Source organism: Geodermatophilus sp. SMS 5-13 (assembly GCF_059428245.1).
Genome location: NZ_CP165729.1, coordinates 3,731,354 through 3,753,424, shown reverse-complemented (window position 1 = coordinate 3,753,424; position 22,071 = coordinate 3,731,354). Strand labels below are relative to the sequence as shown.

Here is a 22,071-nt window from a genome sequence, read left to right as displayed (position 1 = left end):
CGTGCACGGATGGCGCTCATCTACCCCGTTCAGGCCGACGCCCCCGAGCCGGAGGACGGGACCGAACCCGACTTCGCCGAGCTGGCCGCCGACCTCTCCGACACCTGGCTGGTCGAGATCGCCGTCGGCGAGGACGGGGACGACGCGTGCTTCGGCCCGCTCACCGCGCGGGCGGCCTGGGACCTCGCCCTCGGCCTCGACCAGCGGCGGCCGGCGTGGACGGTCTCGGTCGTGCCCCTGCACGTCGCCGGGCCGGCGGACGAGCTGATCGAGCTCTTCGAGGAGGACGACCAGGAGGAGTAGCCCGGCCGCTCAGCCGGTCACCGCCGACGTGCCGAGGCTCGCCGAGCGGTGCAGCCCGGCGGCCTCGAGCGCCTCCCGGACGACCCGCCACGCCGCCGCCTCGGGCGTCCAGTTCTCGATGTGCCAGCTCGAGTCCAGGCGGTCCACCATCTGTCGCGCCACCTCGGCCGGGACGAAGACCTCCAGCGTGACCGTGTAGCCGGTGAGCTGCGGAGGGGTGGCGGGCATCGTGTCCTCCTGTCGTCGGTGCGACCTACCAGCCGCGCTCGCGCCACTCCCCGAGGTTCGGCCGCTCGGTCCCCAGGGTGGTGTCCTTGCCGTGCCCGGGATAGACCCACGTGTCGTCGGGGAGGGTGCCGAACAGCCGCGCCTCGACGTCGTCGATCAGACTGGCGAACCGCTGCGGGTCCTGCTGGGTGTTGCCGACGCCGCCGGGGAAGAGGCTGTCCCCGGTGAAGACGTGCGTGCCGGCGCCCTCGGGTCCGCGCCAGACCAGCGCGATGCTGCCGGGGGTGTGGCCGCGCAGGTGCACGACCTCGAGGCTCTGCCCGCCGACGGTGACCGTGTCGCCGTGCTGCACCGCGCGTTGCACGGGCACCGGCAGGTCGCCGGCGTCGTCGGGGTGGGCGACGGTGACCGCGCCGGTCGCTTCGACGACCTGGGGCAGCGCGCGGTGGTGGTCCCAGTGCCCGTGGGTGGTGACGACGGTGCGCACGTCGGCGTCGCCGATCAGCGCCAGCACCCTGTCGGGCTCGGCCGCCGCGTCGACGAGCAGCGCCTCGCCGCTCTCTGGGTCGCGCAGCAGGTAGACGTTGTTCGCCATCTCGCTGACGGCGAGCTTGCTGATGGTCAGCCCGGGCAGCTCCCGGACGTCGGCCGGACCGCCGACCTCGACGTCCCCGGTGTAGGTCATCTGGGCTCCGATCGGAAAGTGTCAGCGACCGCGGTTAGGTTCCTTGGTCATGGACGCTAGCGGAGCCGTGGACCCCGCTCATCCGGTCGCCCGGGTCGTCGGCCTGCCGGCCACCGAGATCGCGGCCCGCGTGCGGTCGGGGGCCCTGACGGCGGTCGACGTCGTCCGCGCGCACCTCGACCACATCGCCGAGGTGGACGCGCGGGTGGGTGCCTTCCGGGTGATCCGTGACGGCGCGGCGCTGGCCGAGGCCGCCGCCGTCGACGCCTCGCCGTCCCGCGCCGCGCTGCCGCTGGCGGGCGTGCCCGTGGCGGTCAAGGACAACGTCGCCGTCGCCGGCGAGGTCTGCACCGACGGCTCCCTCGCCGGCCCGCAGGAGCCCGCCGCGGCCGATCACCCGGTGGTCGCCCGGCTGCGGGCGGCGGGCGCCGTCGTCGTCGGGATCACGCGGGTGCCGGAGCTGTGCCTCTACGGCGCGACCGACGGGCCGCACGCGGTCAGCCGCAACCCCTGGGACACCGCCCTCACCCCGGGCGGCAGCTCCGGCGGCAGCGCCGCCGCGGTCGCCTCGGCGTGCGTGCCGATCGCCCACGGCAACGACGGTTTCGGTTCGCTGCGCATCCCGGCGGCCGCCTGCGGGCTGGTCACCCTCAAGCCCGGGCGTGGGGTCATCCCCGCCGACCTGGGCTTCGACAGCTGGTCGGGCATGGCCGAGAACGGGGCGCTGGCCACCACGGTGGCCGATCTCGCGATGGCGACGTCCGTCCTGGCCGGACGCGAACTGGGCCCGGACGATCCCGGGCGTCCGCTGCGGATCGCGGTCTCGCTGCGCTCGCCGGTGCCCGGCGTCCGGCCGGACGCGGTCACCCGCGTGGCGGTCGAGGACACGGTCGCCCGGCTGCGGGACGCCGGCCACGTCGTCGTCCGCAAGAACCCGGTGATCACCCCGCCCGCGGCGGCGGGTGCGCTGGCGCGGTGGATGGCCGGGGCGCACGACGACGCCGAGACGTTCGGGCTGGACCGGGACGGGCTGCAGCCGCGCAGCCGCACCCACGCCCGGATCGGCCGGGTCGTGCGGCGGGCCGGGCTGGTCCGGCCGGCGACGGGGGAGCGCTTCCGCGAGCGGACGGCGGCCTTCTTCGACGACGTCGACGTCCTGCTCACCCCCGTCACCAACGGGCCGCCGCTGGCCGCGCGGCCGTGGCACGAGCGGTCCTTCGTGGCCAACATCACCGCCAACACCCGGTGGGCGCCGTGGGCCTCCCCGTGGAACCTGGCCGGCGTCCCCGCGCTGGTCCTACCGGTCGCGGAGCGGCCCGAGGGGCTGCCGGTAGCGGTCCAGTTCGTCGGCCCCCCAGGCGCCGAAGGGCGACTACTCTGGCTAGCCGCGGAGCTGGAACGTCGCCGGCCCTGGCGTCGTCACGCGCCGGTCTTCGACCCCGCCGTGCCATCGATGGCGTCGACCGCCTGAGCTGCACTTCCCCGAGCGGCACCGCCGCCGCACGTCGGGCAGGCCTGCGCCCGGCACCCGCACCAGTTCCACCCAGAACCGCTCCATCGGAACCATCCGCCCGTAGATCCACCCCTCGAACGACAGGGAACACATGGACCGCCTCGTCGTCCGCGGCGCCCGCGAGCACAACCTCAAGGACGTCCACCTCGACCTGCCCCGCGACGCCCTGATCGTGTTCACGGGCCTCTCCGGCTCGGGCAAGTCCAGCCTCGCCTTCGACACGATCTTCGCCGAGGGCCAGCGCCGGTACGTGGAGTCGCTGTCGGCCTACGCCCGCCAGTTCCTCGGCCAGATGGACAAGCCGGACGTCGACTTCATCGAGGGGCTCTCGCCGGCAGTCTCCATCGACCAGAAGTCGACCAACCGCAACCCGCGGTCGACGGTCGGCACGATCACCGAGGTCTACGACTACCTCCGGCTGCTGTACGCCCGCGCCGGGCAGCCGCACTGCCCGAACTGCGGCAAGCCGATCTCGCGGCAGACGCCGCAGCAGATCGTCGACCAGGTCCTGGCGATGGAGGAGGGCACCCGCTTCCAGGTGCTCGCCCCGGTCGTGCGTGCGCGCAAGGGCGAGTACGTCGACCTGTTCAGCTCCCTGCAGACGCAGGGCTTCTCCCGCGTCCGGGTGGACGGCGTCGTGCACCCGCTCACCGAGCCGCCGAAGCTCAAGAAGCAGGAGAAGCACACGATCGAGGTGATCGTGGACCGGTTGACGGTCAAGGAGAGCGCGAAGCGGCGGCTGACCGACTCGGTCGAGACCGCGCTGGGGCTCGCCGGCGGCCTCGTCGTCCTCGACTTCGTCGACCTGCCCGAGGACGACCCGCACCGCGAGCGGACCTACTCCGAGCACCTGGCCTGCGTGGACGACGGCCTGTCGTTCGAGGCCCTCGAGCCGCGGTCGTTCTCGTTCAACTCGCCGTTCGGCGCCTGCCCGGAGTGCACCGGCATCGGCACCCGCAAGGAGGTCGACCCGGAGCTCGTCGTCCCCGATCCGGAGAAGTCCCTGGGCCAGGGTGCGGTGGCGCCGTGGGCCGGCTCGATGAGCAACGAGTACTTCACCCGGCTGCTCACCGGCCTGGCCGACCAGCTCGGCTTCTCCATGGACACCCCGTGGGAGCGGCTGCCGGTCAAGGTGCAGAAGGCCGTGCTGCACGGCTCGCCCGACCAGGTGCACGTGCGCTACCGCAACCGCTACGGCCGCGAGCGCAGCTACTACGCGGCGTTCGAGGGCGTGCTGCCCTTCCTCGAGCGGCGGCACGAGGACACCGACAGCGACTACATGCGGGACAAGTACGAGGGCTACATGCGCGACGTGCCCTGTCCCGTCTGCCACGGCACCCGGCTCAAGCCCGAGATCCTGGCCGTGAAGCTCAGCGGCCGCTCGATCGCCGAGGTCACCAACCTCTCGATCGGCGAGGCCTCGCAGTGGCTGGGCGCGCTGGAGCTGGGGGAGCGTGAGCGCGCGATCGCCGAGCGCGTGCTCAAGGAGATCCAGGCCCGGCTGTCCTTCCTCGTCGACGTCGGTCTGGACTACCTCTCGCTCGACCGCCCCGCGGCCACGCTGGCCGGTGGCGAGGCGCAGCGGATCCGGCTGGCGACGCAGATCGGCTCCGGCCTGGTCGGCGTCCTCTACGTGCTGGACGAGCCGTCGATCGGGCTGCACCAGCGGGACAACTCCCGGCTGATCGAGACGCTGGTCCGGCTCCGGGACATGGGGAACACGCTGATCGTCGTCGAGCACGACGAGGACACGATCAAGGTCGCCGACTGGGTGGTCGACATCGGCCCGGGCGCCGGCGAGCACGGCGGCGAGATCGTCGTCAGCGGCACCGTCGAGGACCTGCTGGCCTCCGAGTCGTCGCTCACCGGCGCCTACCTGTCGGGGCGCAAGGAGATCACCGTCCCGACGAAGCGGCGCGAGCCGGAGCCGGGCCGCGAGCTGGTGGTCAAGGGCGCCCGGGAGCACAACCTCAAGGGCGTCGACGTCACGTTCCCGCTGGGCTGCTTCGTGGCGGTCACCGGCGTCTCCGGGTCGGGCAAGTCGACGCTGGTCAACGACATCCTCTACACGACGCTGGCCAACCAGCTCAACCGCGCGCGGCTCGTGGCGGGGCGGCACCGGACGATCACCGGGCTCGAGCAGCTCGACAAGGTGGTGCACGTCGACCAGTCGCCGATCGGCCGCACCCCGCGGTCGAACCCGGCGACCTACACCGGCGTGTACGACCACGTCCGCAAGCTCTTCGCCCAGACCTCCGAGGCGAAGATGCGCGGCTACCTGCCCGGCCGGTTCTCGTTCAACGTCAAGGGCGGCCGCTGCGAGGCGTGCTCCGGTGACGGCACGATCAAGATCGAGATGAACTTCCTGCCGGACGTCTACGTCCCCTGCGAGGTGTGCAAGGGCGCCCGGTACAACCGGGAGACGCTCGAGGTGCACTACAAGGGCAAGACGATCGCCGAGGTCCTCGACATGCCGATCGAGGAGGCCGCGGAGTTCTTCGCGGCCATCCCGCCGATCGCGCGGCACCTGAAGACGCTGGCCGACGTCGGCCTCGGGTACGTCCGGCTCGGCCAGCCGGCGCCGACCCTCTCCGGCGGTGAGGCGCAGCGGGTGAAGCTGGCCAGCGAGCTGCAGAAGCGGTCCACCGGCCGGACGATCTACGTGCTGGACGAGCCGACCACCGGACTGCACTTCGAGGACATCCGCAAGCTGCTGCTGGTGCTGCAGGGCCTGGTCGACAAGGGCAACTCGGTCGTCGTCATCGAGCACAACCTCGACGTCATCAAGAGCGCCGACTGGATCATCGACATGGGGCCGGAGGGCGGGTTCCGCGGCGGCACGGTCGTCGCCGAGGGGCCGCCCGAGTTCGTCGCCACCGTGCCCGAGAGCCACACCGGCCGCTACCTCGCCCTGCACCTCGATCCGGACGCCGTCGCCGCCGCGGCGGCACCGAAGAAGCGGGCCCGCAAGAAGGCCAGCTGAGCACCGTCCGGGCCCGGGACGCGTCCCCGGCCCGGACGGTGCTCTCGACCCGGTCAATCCTCACCGCGCCGGACCCAGGCGCGCACCGCCAGGCGCACGAGCCGCACAGCGAGGGTGACCACCGAGCCGAGCGAAGGCTCGGACATGAGCGGCCTGGGGGTGTGCAGCAGCATCAGGCCGCCGGTCGCCTGTCGGAACGCCTGAGCCCGAGGGTTCCCCATCGACGCGTTCCGGCCTTCGACCGTGTGCCAGCGTGCCGAGCGCCCCATCACCCAACTCGCATGGGGTCGCCCGAGGCGGGGGAGGCCGTTCGGCAGCTGCTGCCCGTCGTAGGTCTGCCGGTGGAACGGGAAGCCGTCGAGCGGGGTGAGGCGGGTGTCCTGGGGCGGCGTCACAGGTCGAGCCTGCCATCCGGATCGTGTCCTGCCGGAAGTTGTCCACAGGCCGTTGACTTGCGCGTTCGCTCCTCCACAGCGGTTGCCGAAGTGTGCTGTTCGAACATATGATCGAGGGCATGAACGACGACGTTCCCGGCCTCGGCAGGTCGGGAGTGGTACCCGCGGTGGCGGCCCGCCGGGCGCGGCAGCGGGCGGCGGTGGCCGCGGCCGTGGCGTCGTCGTCGGGGTGGCCGGGGTTCGCGCCGCAGACCGGGTTGGCCGCCGGTCCGCTGGGGCTGGCGCAGGCCGCGGACCGGGAGCTGGCCCGCTGGTTCGCGGGGCGGGCGCGGGCGCTGGCCGAGTTCGCGCTGTCCCGCTCCCCGGAGGCGGATCGGGCGCAGGGTGAGCCGGGGGCGATGAGCGCGGCGCGGTGGGCGGCGCGGCCGGAGATCCTCACGCAGACCAGCGAGTGGAGCGCGCAGGAGGTCTCCATCGCCCTCACCTGTAGCCAGATCCGTGCGGAGAAGGTGCTGGAGGAGTCGCTGACCCTGGTGCAGCGGCTGCCGGGCACGCTGGCGGCGCTGGAGGGCGGACTGCTCACCGTCGAGCACCGGTGGCCGATGCTGGAGCAGGTCGCTCCGATCCGGGACGACGCCCTGCGCGGGGAGGTCGAGGCGGAGCTGCTGCGCTGGGTGGCCGCCCGCGCCGAACAGCGGACGATCACCACCCCGGCGCAGCTGGCCGACAAGGCCCGCCGGCTGGTGGCCAAGCGCGACGCCCGGGACGAGGCGCAGAAGGCGCTGCGGGCGCTACGGGGCCGGGGGGTGTTCCGGCAGCGCGAGCGCGGGGAGGGCCTGGCCGGGCTGGGCGTGGTCGGCACCGAGGTCGAGATGACGGTGTTCCTCGCCGCGCTGGGGGCGTACGCGGATGCGGTGGAGGACGAGCCGGGTGCGGCGGCCCGGTCGCGGGCGATGAAGATGTGGGACTGCCTTCAGGACCTGGTGCTGCGCCCCGGCCGCACGGTGTTGCCGCTGCAGGTCACCCTCACCGTGGTCGCCGGGCTGCAGTCCCTGCTCGGCGGTGACGGCCCGGTCGAGGTCGACGGCGTCCAGGTGTCGGCCGAGGCGGCGCGGGCGCTGCTGCGGCTGATCACCGGCAGCCCGCTCGGTGCGGCCGCCCGCGCCGAGTACCTCCGCCTGGCCGTGCAGGCAGCGGCCGGCGGCGCGGGAACCACCGAGGACCGTGCCTCCGACCTCGTCGGCGAGGAGGACTACGACGAGGACGCCGACCCCGACTACGACGACGACTTTCCCGACGACGTCGACGAGGACGCCGCCCCCGACTTCGACGACCTCGACGACCTCGACGACGTCGACGAGGAGCTCGACGCCGAGGGGGCGGTGGAGCCGATCGAGGGCCTGCCCGACGGCATCGCGCCGGCCGACCTGGCCGAGGATCCGTTGCTGACGCCGGGGCAGCGGCGCTGGCTGCGCCGGCTCGAGGCGCAGTACTGGGCCGGGTGGGAAGGCCGGCTGAACGCCGGTGCATTCGACGATCCCGAGCCGCCGGGCGAGGCGGAGGTCCTCGCCGCCGCGGCGCGGGCCGCCGCCGCCGGCTGGGCCGCGGAGCAACGCGCCGTCACCGAGGCCGCCGAGCGGTGGTGGGCGGAGTTCCTGGCGGGCCTGCATCCCGATCCCGACCCGCACGGGGACGGCTGGCCGAACGACGCCCCCGCCCCGCCGCCGGCCAACAGCGCACCGGCCGCCCCGTCGTCGATGACCCCGTCGCCGGGCGGCGGCTGGTGGGCGACCGCGGACCGGGCGGTCGAGGACGCCTCCCGGGCGCTGCGCGACGCCCGGCTCGCCGTCGCCCACGCCCGCCGGCTGGTGCGCACCGCGGAGCGGGCCGATGCCGCCGACGAGGCCGCGTGGCGGACCGGCCCGGCCGGCCGGGTCAGCGCCGCCACCGACGCCCTGGGCGCGCTGTGCGCCGCGGCCGCCGCCGACCGCCGGGCGGTGGCCGGCCTGCTGGGCCGCACCGCCGGCGGCGGCCTGGCCGACCGCCCGCGGCTGGCCCTGGTCGACGCCCCGACCGGGGCGCTGGTCTGCCTGACCGACCTGCCGTCCCTGCGCCGCGCCGCGCGCTGCGACCGGCCGGCCTGCACCCGCCGCCCCGAGCGCTGCGATCACGACCTGACCGGCCGGCCCGGCCTCGGCGCCCCCGGCCCCACCGACGGCTACCGGCCCGGCGCCGAGCTCGACCGGTTCGTGCGCGCCCGCGACCGCCGCTGCCGCTTCCCCGGCTGCCGCCGCCTGATCGCGACCGGCGAGCTGGACCACCGCATCCGCTGGCCCGACGGCCCCACCGCCGCCGGCAACCTGGCCGGGTTCTGCGTCGGCAACCACCGGGGCAAACACCAGGCCCCGGGCTGGTCCTACGACGCAAACCCCGGCGGCACGCTGACCGTCACCACCCCCACCGGCCTGGTCGCCAACACCACGCCACCGCCCTACTGAGTGGCGATTCGGAAGGCTGGCCTCGGCCCGCTGTGGTTGGCTCGACTCACCGATGGGTCTCTCGGAGGTGATCAGCCTGGAGCTGACGCGTCGTGGCCGCGCCGGCGCTCGGTGCGCCGGCCGCTTGTGCCGGAACGGTGGTGCAGCCGGGCGGCCTCTCGCGGCTGCGGATCAGGAGCCGGCGACCAGCGGCGTGCCATTCGAGCTGCGCCGTCCCGTCCGGGGCAAGGACGTCGCCGAGGCCCTGGCGGCGGCGATCGACGAGACCTCGGCCGAACTGCTCGTCATCGGGGTGCGCCGGAGGACGCCGGTCGGCAAGCTCCTGATGGGCAGCGCCGCCCAGCGCATCCTGCTGGAGGTCGACTGCCCGATCCTGGCGGTGAAGACTCCACCGCGCCGCAGCGGAGGATGAGGAAGGGAAGGCGCCGATGAGGACGTCCGCGGACGTGAAGCTCCTGCAAGCGGTCGACCACGTGCGGGTGGTCTACCGGCGATGGCAGCCGGACGGCGACGTCCGGGCGACGGTGCAGATCGTCCACGGGGCCTCCGAGCACTCGGCCCGCTACGGGCGGCTTGCCGACGCCCTCGTCGAGCGGGGGCTCGCGGTCTACGCGATGGACCTGCGCGGGCACGGCCGCACCGCCGAGGGCACCGGGGTCGGCAAGTTCGGCGGACTCGGCGTCGAGCGGGTGCTGGACGACGTCTGCGGGCTGCACCGGGTGATGTCCGACGAGCACCCCGGCGTGCCACGCATCCTCGTCGGCCACTCGATGGGCTCGATCATCGCGCTGGCCGCGGCCGAGCGGGACGGCGACGACCTCGCCGGGCTGGTGCTCTCCGGGCCGATCGGGGTCGCGCCGGAGCTGGTCGACACGGTCACCGCGCTGGACGCGGCCGTCGCCTCCGGCATGGGCGACCAGGTGCTCGACGCGCTCGGCGCCTTCAACCAGCCGTTCGAGCCGGCGCGCACGCCCTTCGACTGGCTCTCCCGCGACCCCGCCGAGGTCGACGCCTACATCAGCGACCCGCTCTGCGGCGAGCAGATGCCCCTGACCCACGCCTACGCCGCGGGCGTCTTCGGCATGGCCGTCCGCGGGGCGTCCCCTGAGGCCGTCAAGGACCTGCCCGACGGCCTGCCCGTGCTGCTCCTCTCCGGCCAGCGGGACCCCGTCGGCGGCACCGACGGCAGCCGGGTCACCGCGCTCGCCGAGATGCTGCGGGACCGCGGCCTCCCCGTCGAGCAGCACGTGTACCCGGACGCCCGGCACGAGGTCTTCAACGAGACCAACCGCGACGAGGTCACCAAGGACCTGCTCGGCTGGCTCGACGCCCGGCTGGCCGGCGGCTGAGGCCGCGGGCTGGACCTTGCCGCGCGGCAACGTCCTAGCGTCCGCAGGCGTGGACGAGGGAACCGGGCGGCTGACCATCGGCCAGCTGGCCGCCGCGGTCGGCATCACGGCCAAGGCGCTGCGCCACTACGACCGGGTCGGGTTGTTCGCGCCCGACGACGTCGACGGCGCCACCGGCTACCGCTGGTACGCCGCTGACCGGCTGCCGCAGGCCCGGTTGATCGCCCGCCTGCGCGCTGTCGGGGTGCCGCTGGAGGGCATCGCCGAGTGCCTCGCCGCGGCCGGCGATCCGGACGTGGTCGAGCGTGTGCTGGCCGGGCACCGGCGCCGGCTGGAGAGCCGGTTGGCCCGCGTGCGCGGCGACCTGCACCGCCTGTCGCACCTGCAGGAGGACGACGACCACGAGGGGACGGCGCCCGACCTCCCGCAGCCGCCCCCGGCGCCCATCACCCCGGCCGCCCCCGACGAGCGGCAGCTGGCCGTCGACCTGTTCAACGGCGTCTGGGCGCTCCTGGAGACCGAGGACCGCACGCCGGCCCAGGACGACCGCATGGTGCACATGGCGCACGCCTCCCGCTACCACTGGGAGCAGGCCGGGACGGCGGCGAACCTGGCCCGCGGCGAGTGGCAGTGCTCGCGCGTCTACGCCGTCCTCGGGCGTGCCGAGCCCGCCCGGCACCACGCCCGCCGCGTCCTCGAGATCTGCCAGGAGAACGGCATCGGCGACTGGGACCTGGCCTTCGCCCACGAGGCGCTGGCCCGCGCGGCCGCGGTGGCGGAAGACCGCGAGGCGGTCGCGCGCCACCTCGCCGACGCGCGGACAGCTGCCGCGCACATCAGCGACCCCGAGGACCGCGCGCTGCTCGAGAGCGACCTGGCGACGATCGTGCAGCCGGCCAGCTGACCGTCCACCGCTCTCCGGGCGCGAGCGCCGCCCACTCCGCCTCCGCGGACCGCAGCGCCGCCGCGGCCCGGTCCAGCTCGGCGCGGTCCAGGCCGGCCAGCTGCGCGGGCAGCACCTCCTCGCCCAGCGCCAGCCGGGCGACGACGTCGGCCAGGTGCTCGGCGGCCATGATGCGCTGCCGGCGCTCCTTCTTGAGCCGGTCGGAGCGCTCGGCGACGTGCGGCGGCCGCCGTCCCGACAGGTGCCGCATGCTGCCCCAGACGACGCCGTCGGCCACGCAGCCCCAGATGCCGTCGGTCACCCCGAGCGAGGCCTCCACCAGCGCGTGCACCAGGTCGTGTGGCAGCCGCGCGCCGCCGCCCGCGCCGCGCATCCGGAACACCACGCCGTCGTCCCGCTCGACGAGCGCCTCGACCGGGCGGCGGTCGGCCATCCGCTCGAAGGTGATCCGCACGCGCCCAGCATCCCGGCGGTCACAACCGAATTACCGGCGTGTCAGACCCCCGACCTAATCTGGACCCGTGCCCGACCCGTCCACGTACCGACCGGCGGTCGGCAGCATCCCGGAGTCGCCGGGGGTCTACAAGTTCCGCGACCCGAGCGGCCGGGTCATCTACGTCGGCAAGGCCAAGAGCCTGCGCCAGCGGCTGAACAGCTACTTCGCCGACGTCGCAGGCCTGCACCCGCGCACCCGCCAGATGGTGACGACGGCGGCCAGCGTCGAGTGGACCGTCGTCGGCACCGAGGTCGAGGCGCTCCAGCTCGAGTACAACTGGATCAAGGAGTTCGACCCCCGCTTCAACGTCCGCTACCGCGACGACAAGAGCTACCCGTCGCTGGCCGTGACGCTGAACGAGGAGTACCCGCGGCTGCAGGTCATGCGCGGCCCCAAGCGCAAGGGCGTCCGCTACTTCGGCCCCTACGCGCACGCCTGGGCGATCCGCGAGACCCTCGACACGCTCACCCGCGTCTTCCCGGCCCGCACCTGCTCCAACGGCGTCTTCAAGCGCGCCGGCCAGATCGGCCGCCCGTGCCTGCTGGGTTACATCGGCAAGTGCTCGGCGCCCTGCGTCGGCCGGGTCAGCGCCGAGGAGCACCGGGAGATCGTCGACGACTTCGTCGACTTCATGGCCGGCCGCACCGACCTCATGGTCAAGCGGCTCGAGCGGGAGATGGCCGCGGCGTCGGAGGCCCTGGAGTTCGAGAAGGCCGCCCGGCTGCGCGACGACCTCGGCGCCCTGCGCCGCGCCATGGAGAAGCAGGCCGTCGTCCTCGGCGACGGCACGGACGCCGACGTCGTCGCCTTCGCCCAGGACGAGCTGGAGGCCGCCGTCCAGGTCTTCCACGTCCGCGGCGGGCGGGTGCGCGGCCAGCGCGGCTGGATCATCGACAAGGTCGAGGAGGTCAGCACCGGCGAGCTGGTCGAGCAGTTCCTGCTGCAGGTCTACGGCGGCGTCGACGAGGAGACCGGGGCCGGCGAGGCGGGGGAGATGGTCCCCAAGGAGGTCCTCGTCCCCGAGCTGCCGGACGACGCCGACGTCTACGAGGAGCTGCTCAGCGAGCTGCGCGGCAGCCGGGTGAGCCTGCGCGTGCCGCAGCGCGGCGACAAGCGCAGCCTCCTCGAGACGGTCGAGCGCAACGCCAAGGAGGCCTTCGCCCGGCACCGGGTGAAGCGGGCCAGCGACCTCACCGCCCGGAGCCTCGCGCTGCAGGAGCTGCAGGAGGCACTCGACCTGCCCGACGCGCCGCTGCGGATCGAGTGCATCGACGTCTCGCACGTCCAGCAGACCAACGTCGTCGCCAGCATGGTGGTCTTCGAGGACGGGCTGGCCAAGAAGTCCGACTACCGCCGGTTCTCCGTCACGCACGGAACCGACGACACCGCGGCCATGGCCGAGGTGGTCCGCCGCCGCTTCGCCCGCCACCTCAAGGAGGAGGCCGACCGGCGCGACGAGCAGGGCATCGCGGCCGAGGAGGGCCGGCCGCGCAAGTTCGCCTACCCGCCCAACCTGCTCGTCGTGGACGGCGGTGCGCCCCAGGTCGCTGCGGCGGCTCGCTCGCTCGACGAGCTCGGCATCGTCGACGTCGCCGTCTGCGGCCTCGCGAAGCGCATGGAGGAGGTCTGGCTGCCCGGTGAGCCCGACCCGGTGATCCTGCCGCGCACCTCCGAGGGGCTGTACCTGCTGCAGCGGGTCCGCGACGAGGCCCACCGGTTCGCGATCACGTACCACCGCCAGAAGCGGTCGACCAGCATGCTGGTGTCGCTCCTGGACGACGTCCCCGGCCTCGGGGACACCCGGCGGAAGGCGCTGATGAAGAAGTTCGGCTCGCTCAAGCGGCTGCGGGCGGCGACGGTCGAGGAGCTCATGACCGTGCCCGGCATCGGCCGGCGGACGGCGGAGGCGGTGCAGGCCGCGATCGCCGAGCCGTCGGTGGAGCCGGAGGAGTCGACCCTGGCGCCGGACGGCCCCGCGGAGCGCGGCGAGCCGACCCCGGACGCCGGCGACACCGCCGAGGTCGGCCGCGTGGGCGCGGCCCGGTGAGCGTCGACGGACCCACGCCCCCGGAGGTCCCGCCGCTGGAGGTCGTCGTCGTCACCGGGCTGTCGGGGGCGGGCAAGAACAGCGCCGGGCGGGTGCTCGAGGACCTCGGCTGGTTCGTCGTGGACAACCTGCCGCCGGCGCTGCTGCTGCCGATGGTCGAGCTCGGCGCCCGCGGAGACATCCGCCGCTTCGCCGCCGTCGTCGACGTGCGCAGCCGGGCGTTCACCAGCGACCTGCAGGAGGCGATCCGGGTCCTCGCCGAGGCCGGCCACCGGCCGCGGGTGCTCTACGTGCACGCCCGCGACGAGGTGCTGATCCGCCGCTACGAGTCCAACCGCCGCGAGCACCCGCTGCAGGGCAGCGGCCGGCTGATCGACGGCATCTCCGCCGAGCGGGCGCTGCTCACCGGCATCGCCGGCGAGGCCGACCTCTGGGTGGACACCAGCGACCTCAACGTCCACCAGCTGCGCGCCACGCTGGAGAACGCCTTCGCCCGCGAGGGGCAGACCCCGCCGCTGACGGCGACCGTGCTCAGCTTCGGCTTCAAGTACGGGCTGCCGCTGGACGCCGACCTGGTGGTCGACGCCCGGTTCCTGCCCAACCCGCACTGGATCCCCGAGCTGCGGCCGAAGACCGGCCGGGACGCGGAGGTCCGCGACTACGTCCTCGGCCAGGACGACGCCACCGAGTTCCTCGACCGCTACACCGACGTGCTGCGCGTGCTCGTCCCCGGCTACCGCCGCGAGGGCAAGCGGTACCTGACGCTCGCCGTGGGCTGCACCGGCGGCAAGCACCGCAGCGTCGCCATCGCCGAGGAGTTCGCCCGCCGGCTCTCGAACGAGGGGGTCGCCGCCGTCGCCCGGCACCGCGACCTGGGCCGCGAGTGATGGGGCCGCACCCTCGCGTGGTCGCCTTCGGAGGCGGCCACGGGCTGGCCGCCGCGCTCGCCGCGTGGCGGCGGCTCACCCCCGAGCTCACCGCGGTGGTCACCGTCGCCGACGACGGCGGCTCCTCCGGCCGGATCCGGCGCGAGCTGCCCGTCCTGCCGCCCGGCGACCTGCGGATGGCGCTGGCCGCGCTCGCCGGCGAGGGGGAGCGGCCCGCGTCGATCGCGGCGCTGCTGCAGCACCGGTTCGGCGGCACCGGCGTCCTGGCCGGGCACCCGGTGGGCAACCTGGTCCTCACCGGGCTGGCCGACATGTACGGCGGCGACACGGTGCGCGCCCTCGACGAGCTGTGCGCGCTGCTGGGCGCCCACGGCCGCGTCCTGCCCATGGCCGACGTCCCGCTGGACCTGGTGGCACGCGTGGAGAGCGTCGACCCCGACGACCCCGCCCGCACCCGGACCATCCGCGGGCAGGTCGCGGTCGCGACCACCCCCGGGCGGGTCCGCGACATCCTCGTCTCGCCGCCCGACCCGCCGGTCAACGGCGCCGTCCTCGACGCGATCGCCGCGGCGGACGTCGTCTCGCTCGGCCCCGGCTCCTGGTACACCTCCGTGCTGCCGCACCTGCTCGTGCCCCGGCTGCGCGCCGCGCTCGAGCGCAGCACCGCCCGCAAGGTCGTCGTCCTGAACCTGGAGCCGCAACCCGGTGAGACCGACGGATTCAGCCCCGAGGAGCACCTCCGCGTGCTGCAGGCTCACCTCGGCGGAGTGGCGTTGCACACGGTGATTGCTGATGAGGAATCGGTGGTTGACCGCCATGGTCTCCTAACTGCAGTGCGTGAGTGCGGCGCCGAGCTCGTCCTGGCCCCGGTCGCCGAGCTCGACGGCGCACCACGGCACGATCCCGAGCGGCTTGCCGGTGCCCTGGCCTCCGTGGTCGGGGCACGCTGAAGGAGTAGGTGTGCTCGGCCGGGTATCGGAACGGGCGGTGCCGGGCAGGGGTACGAGGGGGAAAGGAACTCCGCACATGGCGATGACCGCAATGGTCAAGGACGAGCTCTCACGGGTGGAGTGCACGAAGACCTCGGAGCGCAAGGCCGAGGTCACCGCGCTGCTGCGCTTCTCCGGCGGGCTGCACATCGTCGGCGGCCGGGTCGTCATCGAGGCCGAGCTCGACACCGGCTCGGTCGCCCGCCGGCTGCGCCGCGACATCAGCGAGGTGTACGGCTACACGAGCGGGGTCAGCGTGCTCGCCGGCGGCAACATCCGCCGCGGCGTCCGCTACCTGGTGCGGATCGCCAAGCACGGCGAGGGCCTGGCCCGGCAGACCGGCTTGGTCGACCAGCGCGGCCGCCCCGTCCGCGGCCTGCCGCCCGCGGTGGTGTCCGGCAGCATCAACGACGCCGAGGCGGCCTGGCGCGGCGCCTTCCTGGCCCACGGCTCGCTCACCGAGCCCGGCCGTTCCTCCTCCCTCGAGGTCACCTGCCCCGGCCCCGAGGCGGCCATGGCCCTCGTCGGCGCCGCCCGCCGGCTGGGCATCGCGGCCAAGGCCCGCGAGGTCCGCGGCGCCGACCGGGTCGTCGTCCGGGACGGCGACGCGATCAGCGCGCTGCTCACCCGCATGGGCGCCCACGACGCCGTCCTGGCCTGGGAGGAGCGGCGGATGCGCCGCGAGGTCCGGGCCACCGCCAACCGGCTGGCCAACTTCGACGACGCCAACCTGCGCCGCTCGGCGCGGGCCGCGGTCGCGGCCAGCGCCCGGGTGGAGCGCGCGCTGGAGATCCTCGCCAACGACGCCCCCGAGCACCTGCTGGTCGCCGGCCGGCTGCGCCTCGAGCACGGTCAGGCCTCGCTGGAGGAGCTCGGTCAGCGCGCCGACCCGCCGATGACCAAGGACGCCGTCGCGGGCCGGATCCGCCGGCTGCTGGCGATGGCCGACAAGCGCGCCAAGGACCTCGGCATCCCGGACACGGAGTCCGCCGTCACCGACGACATGCTCGCTCAATAGCGCTGCCTCACCACCCGAGCCTCCGCGGGCCCGGACCGATAGGGTTTCGGGCGGAGCGAGGCCGCGTGCTCCGCGCGGCCCCCTGACGGCATGGAGGTCCTCGTGACGGTCCGGGTAGGCATCAACGGGTTCGGGCGCATCGGCCGCAACTTCTACCGCGCGGCTGCCGCCAGCGGCGCGGACGTCGAGATCGTGGCGGTCAACGACCTGACCACCCCCGAGGCGCTGGCGCACCTGCTGAAGTACGACAGCATCCTCGGCAAGTTCCCCGAAGAGGTCGCCGCCGTCGGCGACGGGATCAAGGTCGGCGGCGCCACTCTCAAGGTGCTCGCCGAGCGCGACCCGGCCGCGCTGCCGTGGGCCGACCTTGGCGTCGACGTCGTCGTGGAGTCCACCGGCTTCTTCACCAAGGCCGAGGACGCGCGCAAGCACGTCGACGCGGGCGGCGCCAAGAAGGTCGTCATCTCCGCCCCCGCCACGGGCGACGACCTCACGATCGTCATGGGCGTCAACGACCACCTCTACGACGGCTCGCAGACGATCATCAGCAACGCGTCCTGCACGACGAACTGCCTCGCCCCGCTGGCCAAGGTGCTCAACGACGCCTTCGGCATCGAGCGCGGTCTGATGACCACGATCCACGCCTACACCGCCGACCAGAACCTGCAGGACGGCCCGCACAAGGACCTGCGCCGGGCCCGCGCCGCCGCGCTGAACATGGTGCCGACCTCCACCGGCGCCGCCAAGGCGATCGGGCTGGTCCTGCCGGAGCTCAAGGGCAAGCTCGACGGGTACGCCATCCGCGTCCCGGTGCCCACCGGCTCGGCGACCGACCTCACCGTCCAGCTGACCCGCGAGGCCTCGGCCGAGGACATCGACGCCGCCTACCGCGAGGCCGCGGCCGGTCCGCTGGGCAAGTACCTCACCTACACCGATGCACCGATCGTCTCCTCCGACATCGTCACCGACCCGTCGTCCTGCATCTACGACGCGAAGCTGACCAAGGTCTTCGGCCCGATGGCCAAGGTCCTCGGCTGGTACGACAACGAGTGGGGCTACTCCAACCGCCTCGTCGACTCCGTCGTCCTGGTCGGCAACTCCCTCTGATGCGCAGCCTCGACGACCTGCTCGCCGAGGGCGTCTCGGGCCGGCGCGTGTTCCTGCGCGCCGACCTGAACGTCCCGCTGGACAAGACCACGCGGGCGATCACCGACGACGGCCGGATCCGCGCCAGCCTGCCCACGCTGCAGGCGCTGCGCGACGCCGGCGCGCGGGTGGTCGTCGCGGCGCACCTGGGCCGGCCGAAGGGCGCACCGGACCCGCAGTACTCGCTGGCCCCGGTCGCCGGCCGGCTGGGTGAGCTGCTCGGCGCCGAGGTGCCGCTGGCCGGCGACGTCGCCGGCGACGACGCGCGGGCCAAGGCCGAGGGGCTCGAGGACGGCGACGTCCTGCTGCTGGAGAACGTCCGCTTCGAGGCGGCCGAGACCAGCAAGGACGACGCCGAGCGCGGGGCGCTGGCCGACCGGCTGGCCGGCCTCGCCGACGTGTACGTCGACGACGCGTTCGGCGCCGTGCACCGCAAGCACGCCTCGGTGTACGACATCGCCGAGCGGCTGCCGCACTACGCCGGGCGGCTGGTCGCCCAGGAGCTCGACGTGCTGCGCCGGCTCACCACCGACCCCGAGCGGCCGTACGTCGTCGTCCTCGGCGGCTCCAAGGTGAGCGACAAGCTGGCCGTGATCGAGGCGCTGCTGCCCAAGGTCGACCGGCTGCTGGTCGGCGGCGGGATGTGCTTCACCTTCCTCAAGGCCCAGGGGCACGAGGTCGGCAAGTCGCTGCTGGAGACCGACCAGGTCGACACCTGCCGGCGGCTGCTCGACGACGCCGGCGACCGGATCGTGCTGCCGGTCGACGTGGTGTGCGCCCCGGAGTTCAGCGCGGACGCCCCCACGACCACCGTGCCGGTCGAGCAGATCCCCGCCGACCAGCTCGGTCTGGACGTCGGCCCGCGCACGGTCGAGCTGTTCGCCCGCGAGCTGGCCGGGGCGCTGACCGTCTTCTGGAACGGCCCGATGGGTGTCTTCGAGCTCGCGCCGTTCGCCGCCGGCACCCGCGGGGTGGCCGAGGCGGCGGCGAAGGTCGAGGGGCTCTCGGTCGTCGGCGGCGGCGACTCCGCGGCGGCGGTCCGCCAGCTCGGCCTCGACGAGTCGGCGTTCGGGCACATCAGCACCGGCGGCGGCGCGTCGCTGGAGTACCTCGAGGGCCGGCAGCTGCCGGGCCTGACGGTTCTGGACCGGTGATGGCGCGCACCGCACCGGCGCCGAAGCGGGAAGGCCGCCGTCCGCTCATCGCCGGCAACTGGAAGATGCACCTGTCCCACCTCGAGGCCATCGGGCTGGTGCAGAAGCTGGTGTTCAGCCTGTCCGAGCAGGTGCTCGACACCACCGAGATGGTGGTGCTGCCGCCGTTCACCGCGCTGCGCAGCGTGCAGACGCTGGTCACCGGCGACAAGCTGCCGGTCGGCTTCGGCGCGCAGGACCTCTCGGTGCACGACTCCGGCGCCTACACCGGCGAGATCAGCGGGGCGATGCTCGCCGCGCTGGCCTGCGGCTACGTCGTCGTCGGACACTCCGAGCGGCGGGCGTTGCACGGCGAGGACGACGCGCTGGTCGGCCGCAAGGTGCAGGCCGCCCTGCGGCACGAGCTGACGCCGATCCTCTGCGTGGGCGAGGGCCTGGAGATCCGCCGCGCGCGGGAGCACGTCGGGTACTGCACGAGCCAGCTCGACGCCGCGCTCGAGGGGCTGACCGCCGAGCAGGTGCAGCGCGTGGTGATCGCCTACGAGCCGGTCTGGGCGATCGGGACCGGCGAGGTGGCCACCCCGGACGATGCGCAGGAGGTCTGCGGGGCGCTGCGTGCGCGGCTCGCCGAGCGCTTCGGCCCGGAGACGGCCGCCGTCGTCCGTATCCTCTACGGGGGATCGGTCAAGGCCGGGAACACGGCCGGGATCCTGGCCGGGCCGGACGTCGACGGAGCCCTCGTGGGCGGTGCCAGCCTGGACGCCGACGAGTTCGCACAGATCTGCCGGATCGCGGCCGACGGCGGCTGACCGCCGCCCTGCCGCTCCGGCGGCAGGGGGAGTGGTAGTGGGGGGCGTCCTCGAACGCGTGCCGGCGTGGGCGCGGGGCCGGTGGCGCCCCCTGGGCATCGTCGTCGCCGTCGTCCTGGTGGTCGTGCTGGCGGTCAGCTGCAGCGGCGGGTCCAGCGGCACCGTCGACGTCCCGGTGCAGGGCGGCGGCGCGAACGCCGGGGTCGACGGCGTCCGCGCGCCCTCCGACACGACCGGGGGCGCGCTCCGGGTGGTCGCCGCGCAGGTCGACAGCCTCGACCCCCAGCGGTCCTACTCGCCGGGCGTGTGGAACCTCATGCGGCTCTACGTCCGCACGCTGGTCACCTACGACCCGACGCCCGGCCGGACCGGGGAGCTCCTCCCGGACCTGGCCACCGACACCGGCACCACCCCGGACGGGGGGTCGACCTGGACGTTCACCCTCCGCGAGGGCGTGGCGTTCGAGGGCGACCGGCCGATCACCTCGCGGGACGTGAAGTACGGCATCGAGCGGTCCTTCGCCTCCGACGTCGTAGTCGGCGGCCCGACCTACGTGGTCGACCTGCTCGACGACCCGGCCAACCCCTACGCCGGCCCGTACCAGGACGAGGCTGCGGACAAGCTGGGCCTCGGGGCGATCGAGACCCCCGACGACCGGACGATCGTGTTCCACCTGCGCACGCCGCAGCCGGACTTCCCGTTCGTCCTGGCGCTGCCCTCGAGCAGCCCGGTGCCGATCGAGGCCGACACGGGCAAGGACTACGGCGGCGACCCGGTCTCGTCGGGGCCGTACGCGATCACCTCGGTCGATCCGAGGACCGGGATCCGGCTCGAGCGCAACGCCAGCTGGGACCCGGCGACCGACGACGTCCGGACGGCGCTGCCCGACTCGGTCGTCGTCCGGACCGGGCTGACCGGGATGGAGCGCGACCAGGCGCTGCTCGCCGGCTCGGCCGACGTGGACCTCTCCGGCGCCGGCGTGCAGACCGCGACCACCGCCCGGCTCGCCGAGGACGGCGACCCGCCGCTCGCCGACCGAGCGGACGACGTCACCACCGGCGCGATGCGGCTGCTCGCGCTGCCGACCAACGTCGCGCCGTTCGACAACGCCGACTGCCGGGCCGCGGTCGCCGCCGCCGTCGACCGCCGTGACCTGCAGAAGGTGCTGGGCGGGGCGGGCGACGCCGTCCGCAGCTCCGTCCTGTGGCCGCGCGGCCTGCCCGGTGGCCCCGACGACCCCGATCCGCGCCCCGACCTCGACGCGGCGCGCGCCTCGCTCGAGAAGTGCGGGCAGCCCGACGGGTTCTCGACGGTCCTCGCCGTCGCCGACGCGCCCAGCAGCGTGGACCTGGCCAACGCCGTCGCCGGCCAGCTCGGTGAGATCGGCATCGAGGTCGAGGTCCGGCCGCTGGACCCGGCCACCTTCTACGCCAAGGACGTCGGCAACCCCGACAACGTGGCCGCCAACGGCTTCGGCATCGTGCTGGCCACCTGGACGGCGGACTTCCCGACGCCCGGCTCGTTCCTCGCGCCGCTGGTCGACGGGCGCAGCGTGCGGCCGGTCGGCAACACCAACTACGCGCGGCTGACCGACAAGACCATCGACGGCCTCGTCGACACCGCCCGGAAGGCGCCCGACGCGGACGCGGCGCTGACGGCGTGGGCCGACGTCGCGGACGCCGCGGGGGAGACCGGCGCCTACGTGCCGCTGGCCGAGACCCGCATCCAGCTGATCGCCGGGCAGCGGTTGCGCAACGGGCTGGTGATGCAGCCGTACGGCGGGTACGACCTCGCCACCGCCGGCCTTCGCTGAGCGTCGGTTACCCTCGTCGCCATGGTCGAGCTCATCCTGAACGTGCTGCTGGTGATCAGCAGCCTGCTGCTGGTGGTGCTGATCCTGCTGCACCGCGGCAAGGGCGGCGGCCTGTCCTCGATGTTCGGTGGCGCGGTGTCCTCGTCACTGGCCGGCTCGTCGGTGGTCGAGAAGAACCTCAACCGGCTGACCGTGTTCTGCGGCGTGATCTGGGCCGTCTGCATCGTCGCGCTGGGCATCCTGCTCAAGGTCTGACCGCCCGGCGCGCGCGAAACTGCGAGGGAGATCGCACTCCGAGGCCCTAGACTGCGCGCGCGGCCCCTCGTCGGCCGCCCCGTCCCAGAGATCAGGGAGCGCTCGTGGCTGGTGGCAACGCGATCCGGGGCACCCGGGTCGGCGCAGGTCCGATGGGTGAGGCCGAGCGCGGGGAGGCCGCACCGCGGCACCGCGTCGCCTTCTGGTGCGCCAACGGGCACGAGACCCGGGTCGCCTTCGCCACGGACGCCGACATCCCCGAGATCTGGGACTGCCCCCGCTGCGGCCTGCCCGCCGGCCAGGACCAGCAGGACCCGCCGCCGGCGCCGCGCACCGAGCCGTACAAGACCCATCTCGCCTACGTGCGCGAGCGGCGCAGCGACGCTGACGGCGACGCGCTGCTCGAGGAGGCCCTCAGCCGGCTGCAGGCCCGCCGCGGCGGCTGAGCCCTAGCGGTCCGCCCGCGTCCAGCGGGCCTCGAGGACGTCCCAGTACTCGCTGCGCGGGTGCTCGCGGCGGGGCCGCTGCACGGGCTCGCTCGCCGGTCGCGGGCTGGGGATGACGGCGGCGGCGCTCAGGGCTGCGGTCATGGCGGGATC

General features: G+C 74.2%; 22 protein-coding genes. 17 read left to right on the top strand and 5 right to left on the bottom strand.

From position 1 onward, the window contains the following. Positions 1-9: 9 nt before the first annotated feature. A complete protein-coding gene (locus tag AB3388_RS18135) occupies positions 10-303 on the top strand; it encodes a hypothetical protein (RefSeq protein ID WP_495406707.1) in 294 nt (97 codons plus the stop codon). A gap of 9 nt (positions 304-312) precedes the next feature. Here the strand turns inward: AB3388_RS18135 and AB3388_RS18130 are convergent, their stop codons facing one another. Together AB3388_RS18130 and AB3388_RS18125 are read right to left on the bottom strand one after the other, a co-directional pair. Next, a complete protein-coding gene (locus AB3388_RS18130) occupies positions 313-531 on the bottom strand; it encodes a hypothetical protein (RefSeq protein WP_495406706.1) in 219 nt (72 codons plus the stop codon). 25 nt (positions 532-556) lie between these two features. Next, a complete protein-coding gene (locus AB3388_RS18125; protein ID WP_495406705.1) occupies positions 557-1,216 on the bottom strand; it encodes an MBL fold metallo-hydrolase in 660 nt (219 codons plus the stop codon). A gap of 49 nt (positions 1,217-1,265) precedes the next feature. Between AB3388_RS18125 and AB3388_RS18120 the strand changes: the two genes are divergently transcribed. Then, positions 1,266-2,687, top strand: coding sequence for an amidase (locus AB3388_RS18120; RefSeq protein WP_495406704.1), 1,422 nt, complete (start codon positions 1,266-1,268; stop codon positions 2,685-2,687). Positions 2,688-2,820: 133 nt separating this feature from the next. Next, positions 2,821-5,712 carry an excinuclease ABC subunit UvrA gene (gene uvrA, locus AB3388_RS18115; RefSeq protein WP_495406703.1) on the top strand — a complete coding sequence of 964 codons (2,892 nt, stop codon included), beginning with the start codon at positions 2,821-2,823 and terminating at the stop codon, positions 5,710-5,712. Positions 5,713-5,765: 53 nt separating this feature from the next. Here uvrA and AB3388_RS18110 read toward each other — a convergent pair whose 3' ends face one another. Further along, positions 5,766-6,107, bottom strand: coding sequence for a hypothetical protein (locus AB3388_RS18110; RefSeq protein WP_495406702.1), 342 nt, complete (start codon positions 6,105-6,107; stop codon positions 5,766-5,768). A 119-nt stretch (positions 6,108-6,226) separates the two neighbouring features. Between AB3388_RS18110 and AB3388_RS18105 the strand changes: the two genes are divergently transcribed. Genes AB3388_RS18105 through AB3388_RS18090 form a run of 4 tightly spaced genes read left to right on the top strand, consistent with a single transcriptional unit; the run spans position 6,227 to position 10,858 of the window. Continuing rightward, positions 6,227-8,605 (top strand): HNH endonuclease signature motif containing protein, encoded by a 2,379-nt coding sequence (locus AB3388_RS18105; RefSeq protein WP_495406701.1) that lies wholly within the window; start codon positions 6,227-6,229, stop codon positions 8,603-8,605. Positions 8,606-8,657: 52 nt separating this feature from the next. Next, a complete protein-coding gene (locus tag AB3388_RS18100) occupies positions 8,658-9,017 on the top strand; it encodes a universal stress protein (RefSeq protein ID WP_495406700.1) in 360 nt (119 codons plus the stop codon). Between the two features lie 34 nt (positions 9,018-9,051). Next, positions 9,052-9,954 (top strand): alpha/beta fold hydrolase, encoded by a 903-nt coding sequence (locus AB3388_RS18095; protein ID WP_495406699.1) that lies wholly within the window; start codon positions 9,052-9,054, stop codon positions 9,952-9,954. A 49-nt stretch (positions 9,955-10,003) separates the two neighbouring features. Beyond that, the gene (locus tag AB3388_RS18090) at positions 10,004-10,858 is read left to right on the top strand and encodes a MerR family transcriptional regulator (RefSeq protein ID WP_495406698.1); all 855 of its coding nucleotides are present in this window, start codon (positions 10,004-10,006) and stop codon (positions 10,856-10,858) included. Here AB3388_RS18090 and AB3388_RS18085 read toward each other — a convergent pair. Then, positions 10,791-11,312, bottom strand: coding sequence for a hypothetical protein (locus AB3388_RS18085; RefSeq protein WP_495406697.1), 522 nt, complete (start codon positions 11,310-11,312; stop codon positions 10,791-10,793). The two genes, AB3388_RS18090 and AB3388_RS18085, sit on opposite strands and share 68 nt — an antisense overlap. 67 nt (positions 11,313-11,379) lie before the next feature. Between AB3388_RS18085 and uvrC the strand changes: the two genes are divergently transcribed. The 10 genes from uvrC (at position 11,380) to AB3388_RS18035 (ending at position 21,918) form a co-directional block, all read left to right on the top strand. Further along, positions 11,380-13,401, top strand: a complete 2,022-nt coding sequence (gene uvrC, locus AB3388_RS18080) for an excinuclease ABC subunit UvrC (RefSeq protein WP_495406696.1) — start codon at positions 11,380-11,382, stop codon at positions 13,399-13,401. Beyond that, on the top strand, positions 13,398-14,288 hold the full coding sequence (gene rapZ / locus AB3388_RS18075) for an RNase adapter RapZ (protein ID WP_495406695.1): 891 nt from the start codon (positions 13,398-13,400) through the stop codon (positions 14,286-14,288). The genes uvrC and rapZ overlap by 4 nt, the downstream gene beginning before the upstream one ends. Positions 14,289-14,305: 17 nt before the next feature. Continuing rightward, positions 14,306-15,238: a gluconeogenesis factor YvcK family protein gene (locus tag AB3388_RS18070; RefSeq protein WP_495406694.1), complete on the top strand. Its 933-nt coding sequence runs from the start codon at positions 14,306-14,308 to the stop codon at positions 15,236-15,238. A gap of 76 nt (positions 15,239-15,314) precedes the next feature. Further along, positions 15,315-16,295, top strand: a complete 981-nt coding sequence (whiA, locus tag AB3388_RS18065) for a DNA-binding protein WhiA (protein WP_448628000.1) — start codon at positions 15,315-15,317, stop codon at positions 16,293-16,295. Positions 16,296-16,397: 102 nt separating this feature from the next. Next, entirely contained in the window at positions 16,398-17,402 is a 1,005-nt protein-coding gene (gene gap, locus AB3388_RS18060; RefSeq protein WP_495406693.1) for a type I glyceraldehyde-3-phosphate dehydrogenase, read from the top strand. Continuing rightward, on the top strand, positions 17,402-18,595 hold the full coding sequence (locus AB3388_RS18055; protein ID WP_495406692.1) for a phosphoglycerate kinase: 1,194 nt from the start codon (positions 17,402-17,404) through the stop codon (positions 18,593-18,595). The genes gap and AB3388_RS18055 overlap by 1 nt, the downstream gene beginning before the upstream one ends. Further along, positions 18,595-19,404 carry a triose-phosphate isomerase gene (gene tpiA / locus AB3388_RS18050; protein ID WP_495406691.1) on the top strand — a complete coding sequence of 270 codons (810 nt, stop codon included), beginning with the start codon at positions 18,595-18,597 and terminating at the stop codon, positions 19,402-19,404. Before AB3388_RS18055 ends, tpiA begins: the two co-directional genes overlap by 1 nt. A 37-nt stretch (positions 19,405-19,441) precedes the next feature. After that, positions 19,442-21,217, top strand: a complete 1,776-nt coding sequence (locus tag AB3388_RS18045; RefSeq protein WP_495406690.1) for an ABC transporter substrate-binding protein — start codon at positions 19,442-19,444, stop codon at positions 21,215-21,217. Positions 21,218-21,238: 21 nt separating this feature from the next. Then, complete coding sequence (gene secG / locus AB3388_RS18040; protein WP_495406689.1) at positions 21,239-21,472, top strand: preprotein translocase subunit SecG; 234 nt, start codon at positions 21,239-21,241, stop codon at positions 21,470-21,472. A 104-nt stretch (positions 21,473-21,576) separates the two neighbouring features. Further along, positions 21,577-21,918, top strand: a complete 342-nt coding sequence (locus AB3388_RS18035; RefSeq protein ID WP_495406688.1) for an RNA polymerase-binding protein RbpA — start codon at positions 21,577-21,579, stop codon at positions 21,916-21,918. A 3-nt stretch (positions 21,919-21,921) separates the two neighbouring features. Here the strand turns inward: AB3388_RS18035 and AB3388_RS18030 are convergent, their stop codons facing one another. Next, positions 21,922-22,062 (bottom strand): hypothetical protein, encoded by a 141-nt coding sequence (locus AB3388_RS18030; RefSeq protein WP_495406687.1) that lies wholly within the window; start codon positions 22,060-22,062, stop codon positions 21,922-21,924. Between the last annotated feature and the right edge of the window lie 9 nt (positions 22,063-22,071).

Coding starts and splice junctions, on each gene's coding strand:
- AB3388_RS18105 (WP_495406701.1), top strand. CDS start 6,227: ATGAACGACGACGTTCCCGGCCTCGGCAGGTCGGGAGTGGTACCCGCG.
- whiA (WP_448628000.1), top strand. CDS start 15,315: ATGGCGATGACCGCAATGGTCAAGGACGAGCTCTCACGGGTGGAGTGC.
- AB3388_RS18030 (WP_495406687.1), bottom strand. CDS start 22,062: ATGACCGCAGCCCTGAGCGCCGCCGCCGTCATCCCCAGCCCGCGACCG.
- secG (WP_495406689.1), top strand. CDS start 21,239: ATGGTCGAGCTCATCCTGAACGTGCTGCTGGTGATCAGCAGCCTGCTG.
- AB3388_RS18130 (WP_495406706.1), bottom strand. CDS start 531: ATGCCCGCCACCCCTCCGCAGCTCACCGGCTACACGGTCACGCTGGAG.
- AB3388_RS18135 (WP_495406707.1), top strand. CDS start 10: ATGGCGCTCATCTACCCCGTTCAGGCCGACGCCCCCGAGCCGGAGGAC.
- tpiA (WP_495406691.1), top strand. CDS start 18,595: ATGGCGCGCACCGCACCGGCGCCGAAGCGGGAAGGCCGCCGTCCGCTC.
- AB3388_RS18120 (WP_495406704.1), top strand. CDS start 1,266: ATGGACGCTAGCGGAGCCGTGGACCCCGCTCATCCGGTCGCCCGGGTC.
- AB3388_RS18125 (WP_495406705.1), bottom strand. CDS start 1,216: ATGACCTACACCGGGGACGTCGAGGTCGGCGGTCCGGCCGACGTCCGG.
- AB3388_RS18100 (WP_495406700.1), top strand. CDS start 8,658: ATGGGTCTCTCGGAGGTGATCAGCCTGGAGCTGACGCGTCGTGGCCGC.
- uvrA (WP_495406703.1), top strand. CDS start 2,821: ATGGACCGCCTCGTCGTCCGCGGCGCCCGCGAGCACAACCTCAAGGAC.
- AB3388_RS18055 (WP_495406692.1), top strand. CDS start 17,402: ATGCGCAGCCTCGACGACCTGCTCGCCGAGGGCGTCTCGGGCCGGCGC.